The 15664-nt window shown below is 71.6% G+C and carries 14 protein-coding genes and 1 riboswitch; of the genes, 10 read left to right on the forward strand and 4 right to left on the reverse strand.

From position 1 onward, the window contains the following. The 3 genes from ACUY4T_RS13785 to ACUY4T_RS13795 all read right to left on the reverse strand — a co-directional run bounded on the left by ACUY4T_RS13785 (position 1) and on the right by ACUY4T_RS13795 (position 3491). Positions 1-1110: a BMP family lipoprotein gene (locus ACUY4T_RS13785; RefSeq protein WP_446019537.1), complete on the reverse strand. Its 1110-nt coding sequence runs from the start codon at positions 1108-1110 to the stop codon at positions 1-3. Positions 1111-1289: 179 nt separating this feature from the next. Further along, entirely contained in the window at positions 1290-2351 is a 1062-nt protein-coding gene (locus tag ACUY4T_RS13790) for a BMP family lipoprotein (protein WP_446019538.1), read from the reverse strand. Positions 2352-2372: 21 nt separating this feature from the next. Continuing rightward, positions 2373-3491: a mannose-1-phosphate guanylyltransferase gene (locus tag ACUY4T_RS13795; RefSeq protein WP_446019539.1), complete on the reverse strand. Its 1119-nt coding sequence runs from the start codon at positions 3489-3491 to the stop codon at positions 2373-2375. 142 nt (positions 3492-3633) lie between these two features. Between ACUY4T_RS13795 and sdhC the strand changes: the two genes are divergently transcribed. From sdhC to ACUY4T_RS13835, 8 genes are all read left to right on the forward strand, one after another. Further along, positions 3634-4056 carry a succinate dehydrogenase, cytochrome b556 subunit gene (gene sdhC, locus ACUY4T_RS13800; RefSeq protein ID WP_446019540.1) on the forward strand — a complete coding sequence of 141 codons (423 nt, stop codon included), beginning with the start codon at positions 3634-3636 and terminating at the stop codon, positions 4054-4056. A 10-nt stretch (positions 4057-4066) separates the two neighbouring features. Next, the gene (locus ACUY4T_RS13805) at positions 4067-4513 is read left to right on the forward strand and encodes a succinate dehydrogenase hydrophobic membrane anchor subunit (RefSeq protein ID WP_446019541.1); all 447 of its coding nucleotides are present in this window, start codon (positions 4067-4069) and stop codon (positions 4511-4513) included. Positions 4514-4520: 7 nt separating this feature from the next. After that, positions 4521-6332, forward strand: a complete 1812-nt coding sequence (gene sdhA, locus ACUY4T_RS13810) for a succinate dehydrogenase flavoprotein subunit (RefSeq protein ID WP_446019542.1) — start codon at positions 4521-4523, stop codon at positions 6330-6332. Between the two features lies 1 nt (position 6333). Beyond that, entirely contained in the window at positions 6334-7098 is a 765-nt protein-coding gene (locus ACUY4T_RS13815; protein WP_446019543.1) for a succinate dehydrogenase iron-sulfur subunit, read from the forward strand. A gap of 90 nt (positions 7099-7188) precedes the next feature. Further along, positions 7189-8487, forward strand: coding sequence for a YihY/virulence factor BrkB family protein (locus tag ACUY4T_RS13820; RefSeq protein WP_446019544.1), 1299 nt, complete (start codon positions 7189-7191; stop codon positions 8485-8487). Between the two features lie 10 nt (positions 8488-8497). Next, entirely contained in the window at positions 8498-9334 is an 837-nt protein-coding gene (locus ACUY4T_RS13825; RefSeq protein WP_446019545.1) for an exodeoxyribonuclease III, read from the forward strand. A gap of 23 nt (positions 9335-9357) precedes the next feature. Next, positions 9358-10368, forward strand: a complete 1011-nt coding sequence (gene trpS / locus ACUY4T_RS13830) for a tryptophan--tRNA ligase (RefSeq protein ID WP_446019546.1) — start codon at positions 9358-9360, stop codon at positions 10366-10368. Continuing rightward, the gene (locus ACUY4T_RS13835; RefSeq protein ID WP_446019547.1) at positions 10365-11189 is read left to right on the forward strand and encodes an HAD family hydrolase; all 825 of its coding nucleotides are present in this window, start codon (positions 10365-10367) and stop codon (positions 11187-11189) included. Before trpS ends, ACUY4T_RS13835 begins: the two co-directional genes overlap by 4 nt. A gap of 7 nt (positions 11190-11196) precedes the next feature. Here the strand turns inward: ACUY4T_RS13835 and ACUY4T_RS13840 are convergent, their stop codons facing one another. Continuing rightward, positions 11197-12939: a glycerol-3-phosphate dehydrogenase/oxidase gene (locus ACUY4T_RS13840; protein ID WP_446019548.1), complete on the reverse strand. Its 1743-nt coding sequence runs from the start codon at positions 12937-12939 to the stop codon at positions 11197-11199. A 120-nt stretch (positions 12940-13059) separates the two neighbouring features. Between ACUY4T_RS13840 and ACUY4T_RS13845 the strand changes: the two genes are divergently transcribed. Then, the gene (locus ACUY4T_RS13845) at positions 13060-14085 is read left to right on the forward strand and encodes a sugar-binding transcriptional regulator (RefSeq protein WP_446019549.1); all 1026 of its coding nucleotides are present in this window, start codon (positions 13060-13062) and stop codon (positions 14083-14085) included. 94 nt (positions 14086-14179) lie between these two features. After that, entirely contained in the window at positions 14180-15445 is a 1266-nt protein-coding gene (locus ACUY4T_RS13850) for a hypothetical protein (RefSeq protein WP_446019550.1), read from the forward strand. Positions 15446-15511: 66 nt separating this feature from the next. Further along, positions 15512-15655: riboswitch (FMN riboswitch) on the forward strand. Positions 15656-15664 lie beyond the last annotated feature (9 nt).

A 15664-nucleotide genomic window follows, 5' to 3' on the forward strand; every position in this document is an offset into this window, starting at 1 on the left:
CTACTCCTGCGAGGCGAGGTACGACTCGACGACGATGTCGCCGGCGATGATCTGCGCCTGCAGGTCCTCGACCTCGGTCTTCAGCTCGTCGGAGACGGCGTCCTCGAAGTCGTGGAACGGCGCCAGGCCGACGCCCTCGTTCTCGAGCGTGCCGATGAACGGCTCGGCCGAGAACTCGCCGTTGCCCGCGGCGACGAGCGCCTCGTACGTGCCCACGTCGATGCCCTTGCGGATCGAGGTGAGCAGCAGGTCGCCGACCGACGGGTCGGTCTCGTAGACGTCGGCGTCGACGCCGATGAGCTTGATGTCGCGGCCCGCGTCGCGGATCGCGGCAGCGGCGCTCTGGTAGATCGGGCCGCCGACGGGCAGCAGCACGTCGACGTTCTGGTCGATGAGGCCCTGGGCGACCTGGCGAGCGGTGTCGTTCGCCTCGAAGCCGCCGGTGAAGGAGCCGTCCTGCGCGGCGCGGTCCCAGCCGATGACCTTGACGTCGGTGCCCTTCTCCTGGTTGTGGTACTCCACGCCCTGGGCGAAGCCGTCCATGAAGATCGAGACGGTCGGGATGTTGATGCCGCCGAACGTGCCGACCGCGCCGGTCTCGGACATGCCCGCCGAGAGGTAGCCGGCGAGGAACGCCGCCTGGGCGGTGTCGAAGATGATCGGCTTGATGTTCTCGGCGTCGGTCACGCCGTCGAAGTCGGTGTCGACCGTGTCGTCGATCGAGACGTACTCGAGGTCGGGGTTCGCGGTGGCCGACTCGAGGGCGGCGGGCGCGAGCAGGAAGCCGACGGTCACGATGGTGTTGCAGCCCTGGTCGACGAGGTTCTGCAGGTTCGACGGGTAGTCGGTCTCAGCGGCCGACTCCACCTCGATGTACTCGGTGCCGAGCTCCTCGGCCGCACGCTGCATGCCCTCGAGGCCGAGCTGGTTGAACGACTTGTCGTCGAAGCCGCCGGCGTCGGAGACCATGCAGGGCAGGTAGTCGAGCGCCTCGCCGCCGCCGTCGCCGCCGTCGGTCTCCTCCGGGGCCGACGCACAGCCGGCGAGCAGCGCGAGCGCGCCGAGCGTGGCGACGCCACCGAGCGCGGCCTTCTTGAACGTGAACGTCACAGTGTCCTCCAAAAGACTGCACCCCGAACCGGATCGGGGACCGTGGAGTCACGTTACCCAATGTTTCGCCGGCGTCCACGGGTCCCCGGGCCGCCGTGGGCCAATGGTTATGAACCCGCGACATTGTGCTCATGTGAGCAGGGAGAACTCACCCCCGAGCGAGGGCCAGCCCGGTGCGCTCAGGGCGCGGACGGCGACTCGACGACCAGCTCGCCCGCGATGATCGCCTGGCGGATCCCCTCGAGTTCGCCCTGCAGCTCGGGCGGCACGAGCGACTCGAGGTCGTGGTACGGCGCGAGGTCGACCCCGCCGTTCTCGAGCGTGCCCACGTACGGCTCGTTCGCGAACTCGCCGGCCTGCACGTCGGCCACGATCTCGAGCATGGCCTGCTGGGTGTTCTTCAGCACGCTCGTCAGCAGGACCGGACGGAACTCGGCCGGCAGCGTCTCATAGCCGTCGCTGTCGACCCAGACGATCGAGACCCCGTCGCGCTCGACCGCGGCGGCCGCCGCGCCCTCGCCGACCTGGCCCGCGACCGGCAGGATCACGTCGGCGCCCTGGTCGATGAATCCCTCGGTGAGGACCTTGCCCTTGTTGATGTCCTCGAAGTCGCCCGTGAAGGATCCGTCCTGGGTCGCCTTGTCCCAGCCGAGCACGCGCACCGCCGTGCCGTGCACCTCGTTGTAGCGGGCGACGCCGTCCACGAAGCCGTCCATGAACAGGGTCACCGGCGGCTGGTTGCCGCCGCCGAAGGTCGCCACCACGCCGGTCTGCGAGACGCCCGCGGCGAGGTACCCGGCGAGGTAGGACGCCTGGGCGGTGTCGAAGACCACCGGCTTGACGTTGTCGGCCTCGACCGACTCGTCGACGATGGCGAAGGCCAGGTCGGGGTTGCGCTCCGCCTGCTCCAGGGTCGCCTCGGCGAGCTCGTAGCCCACCGTGACGATGAGCTCGCACCCGGAGTCGACGGCCTGCTGCACGTTCGGCGCCAGGTCGGTCTCGCTCGTCGAGACGATCGCCTCGGCCTCGACCCCGTACTCATCCTCGGCCTGCTGCAGCCCCTGCCAGCTCGACTGGTTGAAGGAGCGGTCCTCCAGGCCGCCGGAGTTCGTGACCATCCGGACGCAGCCGTCGGCCGCGGCTCCGCCGCCCTCGGCGTCGGGCGCGGGCGCGCAGCCCGCCAGCGAGACGGATGCCGCGAGGAGCACCACTCCGAACCAGGCAGACTTGCGCACCGGCATCCGTCGACCGCCTTCCCGTGCCTACAGCACGTCGTTCGAGCCGCCGAGCCGCAGCGCGTCGACGACCGCCTTCACCCGCTGCGCGTGCTCGCTCGTCGTGACGAGCAGCGCGTCGGGCGTGTCCACCACGACGATATCGCGCACCCCGATCAGGCTGATGACCCGATCGGCGCGGCTCACGACGATCCCGCTCGAGGCGTCCGCGAGCACGCGCGCGTTCTCGCCGAGGATGGCCAGCTCGCCCGCGCCGCCCGGCGAGTTGAGCTTGGCGAGCGACGCGAAGTCGCCCACGTCGTCCCACTGGAAGTGCCCCCGGATGACGGCCATGCGGCCGGCCGCGGCCGCGGGCTCGGCGACCGAGTAGTCGATGGCGATCTTCTCGAGCGTGGGCCAGATGCGATCGACCGCGGGTCCGCGCGTCGCCGGGTCGTCCCAGGCCTCGGCGAGCTCGACGAGCCCGGCATGCAGCTCGGGCTTCGTCCGGGCGATCTCGGCGAGCAGCAGGTCGGCGCGCGCGATGAACATCCCCGCGTTCCAGAGGTGGCGCCCGCCCTCGAGGTACGACCTGGCCGTCTCGAGGTCGGGCTTCTCCACGAAGCTCGACACGGCGGAGACGTGCTCGTGCCCGCCCAGCTCGAGCGGCTCGCCGCACTCGATGTAGCCGAATCCCACCGCGGGCTCGGTCGGCGTGATGCCGATGGTCGCGATGTACCCGGCCTCGGCGACCGCCACGGCGGCGGTGACGGCCTCGCGGAACAGCGCGCCGCCGGAGATGACGTGATCGGCGGCGAACGAGCCGATGACCACGCCCGGCTCGCGTCGCTCGAGGATCGCCGCCGCCAGCCCGATCGCCGCGGTCGAGTCGCGCGGCTCGCTCTCGAGGACGATGTTGGCGTCGGCCAGCTCGGGCAGCTGCGACTCGACCGCCGCCCGGTGCGCGCGGCCGGTGACGACCATGATCCGCTGCTCGCCCGAGAGCGGCGCGAGCCGTTCCCACGTGTCGCGCAGCAGGGTCTGGCCGGACCCGGTGAGGTCGTGGAGGAACTTGGGCGCATCGGCGCGCGACAGCGGCCAGAGCCTGGAGCCGACCCCGCCCGCGGGGATGACGCTGTAGAAGCGGTCGAGGGGAGCCTGTTGCATCCGTTCAGGATAGCCACGCGGCGCCGGATGGACGCGGTGGCGACCGGAGCACCCGTCGGACGGGATTAGACTCGGATCCGGGCCATCGGTCCCGTCGCGCCCGCAGTGGGGCGAGCGACGCACACCGCCAGGAGGGTTGTCCATGTCAACAACGACGACACGGACCCCGACCGCACCCGAGAAGCCGGCGAGCGAGAAGCCGGGCGGCACGCTCTACCGCGGCCGCGAGGGAATGTGGTCGTGGGTGCTGCACCGCATCACGGGAGTCGCGATCTTCTTCTTCCTCTTGGTGCACATCCTCGACACGTCGCTCGTGCGCGTGAGCCCCGAGGCGTACAACGCGGTCATCGCCGCGTACCAGACGCCGATCATGGGCCTCGGCGAGGTCGCGCTCGTCGGCGCGATCGTGTTCCACGCGTTCAACGGGCTGCGCGTCATCCTGGTCGACTTCTGGTCGTGGGCCATGCGGAACCAGAGGGTCCTCTTCTACGTCGTCATCGCGCTGTGGGTGCTCACGATGCTCGCCTTCACCCCGCGCCACCTGATCAACGTCTTCAGCCACTAGGAGCGCCGAGATGACCGTCATCGAATCCCCGCGCACCCCCGCTCGACCCGCACCCCGCCGCGGCGTGAACCTCGAGAAGTGGGGCTGGATCTACATGCGCGCCTCCGGCGTGATCCTGCTCGTGCTGATCTTCGGCCACCTCTTCGCCAACCTCATGGTCGGCGAGGGCGTGAAGGCCATCGACTTCGGCTTCGTCGCCGGCAAGTGGGCCTCGCCGTTCTGGCAGTGGTGGGATGTCCTGATGCTGTGGCTGGCCCTCATCCACGGCGCCAACGGCATGCGCACGCTGATCAACGACTACACGAACCCGGGCATGGTGCAGGAGCTGCTGAAGCTCGCGCTCGTGGCATCCGCCGCCGTGCTCATCGTGCTCGGCACCCTGGTCGTGTTCACCTTCGACCCGTGCCCCGCCGGTTCGCCCGCCGACCTGCTCCCCTCGTTCTGCCCCGCCGCATAGGAGTCACGTGAACCCCCAGACCGCGAGCGCCGAGTCGACGATCGTCGACGGCGTGCACCACCACCAGTTCGACATCGTCATCGTGGGCGCCGGCGGCGCCGGCATGCGGGCCGCCATCGAGGCGGGCCCCGGAGCGCGCACCGCCGTCATCTCCAAGCTCTACCCGACGCGCTCGCACACGGGCGCCGCCCAGGGCGGCATGGCCGCCGCGCTGGCGAACGTCGAGGAGGACAGCTGGGAGTGGCACACCTTCGACACGGTCAAGGGCGGCGACTACCTCGTCGACCAGGACGCGGCCGAGATCCTCGCCAAGGAGGCCATCGACGCGGTCATCGACCTCGAGAACATGGGCCTGCCCTTCAACCGCACGCCCGACGGCAAGATCGACCAGCGCCGATTCGGCGGGCACACCCGCGACCACGGCAAGGCGCCGGTCCGCCGCTCCTGCTACGCGGCCGACCGCACCGGCCACATGATCCTGCAGACGCTCTTCCAGAACTGCGTGAAGCTCGGCATCGAGTTCTACAACGAGTTCTACGCGCTCGACCTCGTCATGACCGAGGTCGACGGCGTGCCCCAGCCGTCGGGCGTCGTCGCCTACGAGCTCGCCACCGGTGAGCTGCACGTGTTCCAGGCCAAGGCCGTGATCTTCGCGACCGGCGGATTCGGCAAGATCTACAAGACCACCTCGAACGCGCACACCCTCACCGGCGACGGCGTGGGCATCATCTGGCGCAAGGGCCTCCCCCTCGAGGACATGGAGTTCTTCCAGTTCCACCCGACCGGGCTCGCCGGGCTCGGCATCCTCCTCACCGAGGGTGCCCGCGGCGAGGGCGCGATCCTCCGCAACGCCTCCGGCGAGCGGTTCATGGAGCGCTACGCCCCCACCATCAAGGACCTCGCACCGCGCGACATCGTCGCCCGCTGCATGGTGCAGGAGGTCGCGGAGGGACGCGGCGCCGGCCCCGACAAGGACTACGTGCTCCTGGACTGCACGCACCTCGGCGCCGAGGTCCTCGAGACCAAGCTCCCCGACATCACCGAGTTCGCGCGCACCTACCTCGGGGTCGACCCGGTCTACGAGCCCGTGCCGGTCATGCCGACCGCGCACTACGCGATGGGCGGCATCCCCACCAACGTCGAGGCCGAGGTGCTGCGCGACAACACCACGGTGGTCCCGGGGCTCTACGCCGCCGGCGAGTGCGCGTGCGTCTCGGTCCACGGCTCGAACCGCCTGGGCACGAACTCGCTGCTCGACATCAACGTCTTCGGCAAGCGCGCGGGCCGCAACGCGGTCGAGTACGTGAACTCGGGCGTCGACTTCACCCCGCTGCCCGACGATCCGGCGGGCGACGTGCGCCGCATGCTCGAGATGCTCCGCGACTCGAACGGCACCGAGCGGATCGCCGCGATCCGCAAGGAGCTGCAGGACGAGATGGACAAGGGCGCGCAGGTGTTCCGCACGGCGGAGTCGCTGGCGCACGTGGCATCCGTGATCGCGGGGCTGCGCGAGCGGTACCGCAACATCGCCGTGCAAGACAAGGGGAAGCGGTTCAACACCGACCTCCTCGAGGCGGTCGAGCTCGGGTTCCTGCTCGACCTCGCCGAGGTCGTCGTCGCCTCGGCCGCGAACCGCGACGAGAGCCGCGGCGGCCACATGCGCGACGACTTCCCGGACCGCGACGACGAGAAGTTCATGCAGCACACGATGGCCTACCTGTCGGGCGACGCCCACTCGTCGGTCGCCACCGATCACATCCGGCTCGACTGGAAGCCGGTGACGATCACCCGATACCAGCCCATGGAGAGGAAGTACTGACGTGACGACCGCCACGCTCGAGAACACGTCGACCGGCAGGGATGCCGGGACGCAGTCGTTCACCGTCACCTTCCTGATCCGGCGGTTCGACCCCGAGGTCGACTCGGAGCCGCGCTGGCAGGACTTCGACGTCGAGATGTACGCGACCGATCGCGTGCTCGACGCGCTGCACAAGATCAAGTGGGAGCAGGACGGCTCGCTGACCTTCCGACGCTCGTGCGCGCACGGGATCTGCGGCTCCGACGCCATGCGGATCAACGGCCGCAACCGGCTCGCGTGCAAGACGCTGATCAAGGACCTCGACATCACGAAGCCGATCTACGTCGAGGCCATCAAGGGCCTGCCGCTCGAGAAGGACCTCGTGGTCGACATGGAGCCCTTCTTCGCCAGCTACCGCGAGGTGCAGCCGTTCCTCCAGGCCCGCACCGAGCCGGAGCCCGGCAAGGAGCGGATCCAGAACGTCGCCGAGCGGGCGCGCTTCGACGACACGACCAAGTGCATCCTGTGCGCGGCGTGCACCTCGTCGTGCCCGGTGTTCTGGACCGACGGGCAGTACTTCGGCCCCGCGGCGATCGTGAATGCGCACCGCTTCATCTTCGACTCGCGCGACGATGAGGCGAAGGTGCGCCTCGACATCCTGAACGACAAGGAGGGCGTGTGGCGCTGCCGCACGACCTTCAACTGCACCGACGCGTGCCCCCGCGGCATCGAGGTGACCAAGGCCATCGCCGAGGTCAAGCAGGCCATCATGCGCGGCAAGCCCTAGCGGCTCCCGACGCCTCGCACGGGGCCGGCGTCCTCGGACGCCGGCCCCGTCCTCGTCTCCGGACCGCCGGGCACTGGCTAGGGTGATCGCGTGGGACGGAACGGGCGGACGCGACGCGACCCGGATGCGGGCGCGGGCGGCTCGACCGCGTCCTCCGGGCGTGCCGGCCCCGACCCTCGCGACCTGCGCATGCGCTTCGACGAGCCGATCGCGCGGATGACGGATCTGACCCGGCGAACCATGCAGTTCTTCCCGGTCAGGGTGTGGCGGCACTTCCTGCAGCGCAACGGCTTCCTGCTGTCGGCGGGGATGAGCTACCAGGCGCTGTTCGCCACGTTCGCCGCCGTCTACGTGGCGTTCGCCATCGCGGGCCTGTGGCTCACGTCGAGCCCGGCCACGCTCCAGGCGCTCGTCACGCTCATCAACACGTACGCGCCCGGCCTGATCGGGCCGAAGGGCCTCATCACCGACGAGGACCTCGTCGACGTCACCGAGGCGAGCACCAGCCTCTTCGGGCTCACCGGCGCGGTCGCGCTCGCGGGCCTGATCTGGACCGCGATCAGCTGGATCACGTACACGCGCCTGGCGGTCCGGAGCACGTTCGGCCTGCCCCGCGACGAGCGCTCGTACGTCATCCTGAAGTTCCGCGACTTCCTCGCCTCGCTGGGGTTCGGGCTCGCGCTCGTCGTGGCCGCCCTGCTCTCGATCGTCGCGACCACGTTGCTGGACGCGCTCCTCGACCTGTTCGGCCTGCCGGCGGATGCCGCGTCGCCCGTCATGTCGAACGGCCTGCGCATCGGGTCGCTCATCGTCGTCTTCGTGATCGACACGGCCGCGCTCGCGGTGCTCTTCCGCTTCATGTCCGGGGCGGCCGTCCCGTGGCGGCGCATGTGGACCGGCTCGCTGCTCGGCTCGGGTGCGCTGAGCATCCTGCACGTGCTCGGCGGCGTGCTCGTCAGCGCCACGACGAGCAACCCCCTGCTCGCGACGTTCACGGTGTTCATCGGGCTCCTGCTGTGGTTCCGGCTCGCCAGCGTCGTGATCCTCGTCGCCGCCGCGTGGATCGCGATCGAGACCGCAGACGCCGACGACACCCTCCGCCCGGTGACGCCCGACCAGCGCGCGGCGGAGGCCGTCCTCGCCGAGCGACGGGCGGAGGCGGCCGAGCGGCGGCGCGCGGTGCGAGCGGTGCGCGACGAGATGGAGGAGGCGGGGTGGTTCGGCTGGCTCCGCGGCCGGCGCCGCCTGGTCCGGGCCGAGGCCGACCTGGCGGACGCCGAGCTCGCCGTCGCCGATGCCGAGCACGCCGTCGAGGACGCCGCGGCGGCCGCGCGTGAGCGGCGCCGGCGTCGCCGTCGCCGCGACGGCGACGTCGGCCGCCTCGCCTAGGATCGAAGGCATGCCCTCCGCCGCCCCGCTCCGCGTCGCCACCGCCAACGTGAACGGGGTCCGAGCGGCCTTCCGCCGCGGCATGGGGGCGTGGCTGGCCGCCCGCGACGTCGACATCCTCGCCCTCCAGGAGGTGCGGGCCTCGACCGACGACCTCGCCTCGCTGCTCGGCGACGAGTGGAGCATCCTGCACGACCCCGCGACGGCGAAGGGCCGCGCGGGCGTCGCGATCGCCAGTCGCTCGGGCGCGCGCATCCACCGCGTCGAGCTGGGCGCCGAGGACCACGACACGGCCGGGCGCTGGCTCGAAGCCGACTACGAGGTGAACGACCGCATCGTCACGGTCGTCAGCTGCTACGTCCCGTCCGGCGAGGCCGAGACGCCGAAGCAGGTCGACAAGTACCGGTTCCTCGATGCGATGGGCGAGCGGATGTCGGAGCTCGCGTCGCACGAGCTGGCCGTGGTGGTGGGCGACCTGAACGTCGGCCATCGCACCCTCGACATCAAGAACTGGAAGGGCAACGTCAAGCGCGCGGGTTTCCTGCCCGAGGAGCGCGCGTACTTCGACCGCTTCATGGGGGCCGAGGGCGACGAGCGCTACAACGCCGGCGCCGGGTTCGGCTGGGTCGACCTCGGCCGCCGCTCCGCCGGCGAGGTCCCCGGCCCGTACACGTGGTGGTCGTGGCGCGGCAAGGCGTTCGACAACGACAGCGGCTGGCGCATCGACTACCAGCTCGCCACCCCGGCGCTCGCCGACGCGATGGTCTCCTACGCCGTCGACCGGGCCGACGCGTACGACGAGCGATGGTCCGACCACGCGCCCGTCGTCGTCGACTACGCCATCTGAGACCGAAGGACCCCCACACCACGATGAACACCGCACGCCCCGTCGTCTTCTCCGGCATGCAGCCGTCCGGCGACTCGCTCCACCTCGGCAACTACCTCGGCGCCCTGGTGAACTGGGTCGCCCTGCAGGAGGACCACGACCCGATCTACTGCGTCGTCGACCTGCACGCCATCACCGTCACGCAGGAGCCGGCGACGCTGCGCGAGGCGACCCGCCGCACCGCGGCGCAGTACCTCGCAGCGGGCGTCGACCCCGACCGGTCGACCCTGTTCGTGCAGTCGCACGTGCCCGCGCACGCCGAGCTCGCCTGGGTGCTCGGCACCCTCACGGGGTTCGGCGAGGCGAGCCGCATGACCCAGTTCAAGGACAAGTCGGCGCGCTACGGCTCCGAGTCGACCACGGTCGGCCTCTTCACCTACCCGGTGCTGATGGCCGCCGACATCCTGCTCTACGGCACGCACCTCGTGCCGGTCGGCGACGACCAGCGCCAGCACCTCGAGCTCACGCGCGACCTCGCGGGCCGCTTCAACTCGCGCTACGGCGACACGTTCGTGGTGCCCGAGGCGATGATCCCGAAGGAGTCGGCCCGCATCTACGACCTGCAGGAGCCCACGTCCAAGATGTCGAAGTCGGCGGCGAGCCCGAACGGCCTGATCAACCTGATGGACGACCCGAAGGTCATCGCCAAGCGCATCCGCAGTGCCGTGACCGACACCGAGCGCGAGATCCGGTACGACCCGCAGGCCAAGCCGGGCATCGCGAACCTGCTCGACATCTACGCGACGGTGACGGGCCGCTCGGTCCCCGAACTCGAGGCCGAGTACGACGGCAAGGGCTACGGCGACCTGAAGAAGGACCTCGCCGACGTGGTCGTCGAGCGCGTCGCCCCGATCCGCGAGCGCACGCTCGAGCTCATGGAGGACCCGGCCGAGCTCGACCGGCTGCTCGCGATCGGGGCCGAGAAGGCGTCGGAGCGCGCGGAGCGGACGCTCGCGACGGTCTACGACCGGGTCGGGTTCCTGCGCCGCCCGTGACGAGCGCCGACGGCCGTGTGCCGGGCGCGGGCGACCGCCGCGGCCACGGCCGCGGACGCCCGCTGGTGCTGTTCGACCTCGACGACACCCTGATGGCGCACCGCGAGGCGGTCGCGGCGGGCATCGCGATGCACGTCCGCGAGCGTGGGTACGCGGCCGACGAGGCCGCCGCGCAGGCGCTGTGGCACGAGCTCGAGGAGCGGCACTACCATGCCTACCTCGCCGGCGAGCTGACGTTCGAGGAGCAGCGCCGCGCGAGGGCGGCGGACTTCGCGCACGCCCACGGCGACACGCTCGACGACGAGTCGGCGGGCGCGTGGTTCGCGACCTACTTCGAGCGGTACCGCGAGTCGTGGGCGCTGCACGGCGACGTCCTGCCCGCCCTCGACGGGCTCGGGCAGGCGCTGCCCGGCGTGCGCTTCGGCATCATCACGAACGGCGAGCACGACTTCCAGCTCGCCAAGCTCGTGCGCCTCGGTCTCGAGGTCGGGCATCCGGGGCGCATCGAGCACCTCGTGGCATCCGGCGCCGAGGGCGTGACGAAGCCGGACCGCCGGATCTTCGAGCGCGCCGTCGCGCGGTTCGCGACGGACGAGCCGGTCGCAGCGGCCGCGTACGTCGGCGACCGCCTGCGCACCGACGCGATCGGCGCCGCGCAGGCCGGCCTCGTCGGGGTCTGGCTCAACCGGGCCGGCGCCCGGCCGACCGCGGCCGACGCAGCGGATGCCGCCGCGGCGGGCGTGCACGAGATCCGCACGCTCGCCGAGCTTCCGGGGCTCCTCGGCGACCGCCTGGGCCGGGGCGGCGAGCCGCCCCGCTGAGCAGCGGTCAGAGCGACGCGGGCTCGGCCAGGGCGACGCCGTGCCGCTCCGCGAGCACCCGGCGGACGGCCTCCGCCTCGGCCCGCCGAGCGGGCCCGTCCCAGCCCAGCTCGTCGCCGACGATGTCGGCGAGCTCGTCGAGCAGGGCCGCGGTGACGGCGCCGGTGAACGCCAGGCTCGTCCGGCGGAGCACGAGGTCGGACAGGTGCACCACGCGCTCGGTGCGGGCGATCCACGCGATCTCCTCGCGCGAGTAGTCGGCGGCGCCGCGCAGCGGCGACTCCGGCCGGTCCTCGATCGCGCGGACCAGCGCCTCCGCGCGCGTGCCGTACCGGTCGAGCAGGACCTCCGCGCGCTCACGCCCCACGCCGTCGCCGTGGCCCACGATCCACACCAGCCGAGCGTCGTCGGTCGTGGGGTACCCGACGCCGCCGCCGATGGCCAGGCCCTCGGTCGAGCGGATGCGGGAACGGCCGATGAGCCCGAGGACCTCGTCCGACAGGTGCTCCGCGAGCGCACGGAACGTGGTCCACTTGCCGCCGACGAGGCTGAGGAGGGTGGTGCCGGGGCGCTCCGCGACATCCGCCCGCTCGATGCGGTAGTCGCGGCTCACGAAGCCGGGCTGGGTGTCGTCGTGGCGCGGCAGCGGCCGCACGCCGGAGAACCGGAACACGATCTGCGATCGGTCGACCCGGATGCCGGGGAAGACGTGCGCGACGAGGTCGAAGAAGTAGTCGACCTCCTCCTCGGTGCACACGGCCGGCGTCCGCATATCGTGCTCGAGGTCGGTGGTTCCGACCATGACCCGGCCCTTGAGCGGGTAGATCAGGACGATGCGGCCGTCCTCGTGCTCGAAGAAGATCTCGCGCCCGCCGGTGGCGGCCAGGAGCTCGTCGTTGTCGAGCACGATGTGCGAGCCCTTGGTGCCGCCCATGAACATCGTCTCCCGGCCCAGCCGGGCGTTGGTGAGGTCGGTCCACGGGCCGGTCGTGTTCACGACGACGTCGGCGGCGAGGTCGAACTCCTCCCCCGTCACGCCGTCCCGGACGCGGACCCCGCCCGCTCCGAGGCCGACCGCCTCCAGGTGGTTGGCGGCGCGGGCGTGCGCGCCGGCGGCGAGGCCGTCGTGCAGCACGTCGAGCGCGAGGCGCTCCGGGTCGTGCATGCTCGCGTCGTAGTAGGTCGCGGTGTACTTCAGGTCGGGGTTCAGGGCGGGCAGCTCGGCGAGCGAGCGCCGGCGGCCGAGGAAGCGGTGGCGCGGCACGTTCCCCCCGTCGCGCGAGAACGCGTCGTAGATGGTGAGCCCTGCCTTGATGAGCGCCGCGCCGCGCTCGGTGGGCCGGCCCTGCCGGTGGGTGAGGAAGCGCAGCGGCGCGGACAGGATGCCGGAGAAGGTGGAGAAGATCGGCACCGTCGTGCGCAGCGGCTTGACGTAGTGCGGGGCGATGCGCAGGAGCGCGTTGCGCTCGCGCACCGACTCGTGCACCAGCCGGAACTCGCCGTTCTCGAGGTAGCGGATGCCGCCGTGGATCATGTGGCTGGACGCGGACGAAGCCCCGGAGACGAAGTCGTCGCGCTCGACGAGCACGACGTCGACGCCCTGCAGGGCCAGGTCGCGGAAGGTCGCGATGCCGTTGATCCCGCCGCCGACGATGACGACCTCGGCCGTCGGCCGGTCACGGAGCGCTGCGACCTCGGCGCGGGTGCGCGCGGAGGGAGACGGGTGCTTCATCGACGTGGTGGGCGACATCGCTGTCCTTTCGAGCTGATCACGACGGCTTGCGTGCGCGTCGCGGCTGTGGATGAATACATCGTGAGCAGGTGCGCACATACTTGCAAGCCGAATGAACGAACGTGCAGGAGATCCGGGATGGCGAAGTCTGACGCCCAGGGACCGACGACGGACGGCCGGATGCCGTCGGGGAAGACGAGGGACGCCCTCCGGGCGGCGCAGCTGTACTACCTGCAGGACCTCACGATGGAGGCGATCGCCTCGGAGTTCCACACCTCGCGATCCTCGGTCTCGCGCCTGCTGAGCCATGCCCGCGCGACGGGGCTGGTCGAGATCACCATCCACTCGCCGCTGGAACTGCCGAGCCGGCTGGAGCAGGAGATCCTCGAGCGGCACGAGGTCTCGGCCCACGTCGTCCCCGTGCCCGACCACGCCAGCGACGTCGATCGCCTCGAGCGGGTCGCCCTCACCGCTGCACGGATTCTCAACCGGTTCATCGACTCGAACCAGACCATCGGCGTCGCGTGGGGATCGACCATGAGCGCCATGAGCCGCCACCTCGCCCCGAAGCCGACCCACAACTCCGAGGTCGTCCAGCTGAACGGCGCCGGGAACCTCCGCACCACCGGCATCCTGTACGCATCGGAGCTGCTGCGCCGGTTCGGCGACGCCTTCGGGGCGCGCGTGCAGCAGTTCCCGGTCCCGGCGTTCTTCGACGACCCGGCGACGAAGGAGGCGTTCTGGCGGGAACGCAGCACGCGCCGCCTGCTCGACCTGCAGGCGGCGATGGACGTGGCGATCTTCGGCATCGGCTCGCCCTTCGCCGAGGTGCCGAGCCACGTCTACCAGGGCGGATACCTCGAGCCGGCCGACTACCGGGCGCTCAGCCGCGACGGCGTCGTCGGCGACGTCGCCACCGTCTTCTACCGCGCGGACGGCTCGACCGACGGGATCCCGCTGAACTCCCGCGCCACGGGCCCCGACTTCAGCGTGCTGCGCCGGGCACCGCGCCGGATCTGCGTCGTGTCCGGACAGGCCAAGCTCCCCGGCCTGACGGGTGCGCTCGCGGCGGGGCTCATCACCGATCTCATCGTCGACGAGGGCACGGCGCGACGCCTGGTCGAGGGAACCGCCGGCGAGTCCGGCGGTGCACCGGCCGGCTGACCGGATCCGCGACGGAATCGTGATGCTCGGACGTGGCTCGACACGGTAGGTTGGCGCTCGCGCTCGTCTGATCGTCGACGCGCGAGAGGACCGCATGCACCACCCCGACAGCCCCGAGACCGCGGAGCGAGCGCCGGCGCCGCGGGACGGGCGCGCGCGTGCCGTCTCCCCGCCCGCGGCCGGGGAACCGGTCGAGGTCGTCGGCGTTCCGCCCCAGCCCCGCGACCCGGTCGTACCCCGGCGCATGGGCGGGTTCGCCGCGGCCGGCGTGATCGCCGCCGTCGTCGCGGCGTGGGCGGTCGGCCACCACGTCATCGCGAGCGCGGTGCACGCCGAGCTGTGGCCCGCGTGGGCCGCCGCCGACGCCGCGTACGACGCGGCCGCCGCCGGCTACCGCGAGACCGCCGAACGCGCCGAGAGCGCGATCGACCGCGGCGATGCCCTCATCGGGATCGCCCTGGGCGACCTCGTCGACGAGGAGGATCGCGCGAGGCTGCAGGCGAGCATCGACGAGGCGCGCGCCGTCCTCGCCGAACCGCCCGCGAGCCCAGGGATCGCCGCGCTCGGGGATCCGAAGGCGTTCGCCCCCGCGTGGGAGCGGTACGCCGACGTGGCCGGCATGCTCGACCTCATCCCCTCCCGCGAGGCTGCCGCGGCCCGATACGACGCCGCGCGCGACGCGGTCGCCGGCGGCAGCCTGTCGATCGCCGAGGCCACGGAGGCGCTCATCGCCGGGACCGAGGCGCGAGCCGTCGCCGCGCTCGAGCAGAGCCCGTCGGCCACCGTCTCGTCGCGCGTCGCCGTGGACGACGCCCTCGCCGGCCTGCGGCACTCGCCCACGACCTCGTCCGGCGACTCGACCCGGTTCGCCGACCTCGGCGAGGCCGTCGCCGAGGTGCGCGCCTCGCACGCCGCCGAGGCGGCACGACTGGCCGAGTTCCCCCTCCGCGCCGAGATCGAGGCGTTCGCGCGGTCGATCTCGTTCGACGTCCCGTTCGACGTCACCTGGGCCCACGACGTGGGCGGCTTCTCGAGCGACGGCTTCTACTCCGGCACCGCCGAGTTCTTCCACGACGAGGCCGGCGACGGCTGGGGACTCATCTCCCTCAGCCACAGCATCGAGGGGGCGTGGTGGTCCGACGAGAACGCCAAGGCCGTCGTCGTGCACGAGGTCGGGCACGTCCAGGTGCTGCGGGAGGCGTGCGCGACCATCTTCCAGGGTCCCGAGTTCTCGGGCGACCACGAGACATGGGCGACGGCCTGGGCGATCGGCATGGGCTACGACCTCCCCGGCGCGGGCATCGAGGCGTACGGCCGGCCGAGCGCGGCGCAGATCGCCGCGGCCGCCGAGTGCCGCTGAGCCCGCCGCGCGGCCCGAACCCGGGAATAGCCTGCACCCGTCGGCGTTGACCTAGAATCGAAGAGCAACGTGCTCCGGGGTCGGTGCAAGTCCGAACCGGCGGTGACAGTCCGCGAACCGCGAGCGCGCGTCCATCCGGTCGCGCGCGACCGGCCGATCCGGTGGAATTCCGGGACCGACGGTGAAAGTCCGGATGGGAGGCGGCACGTGCCGGCGGCG

This window comes from Agromyces arachidis, assembly GCF_052805135.1.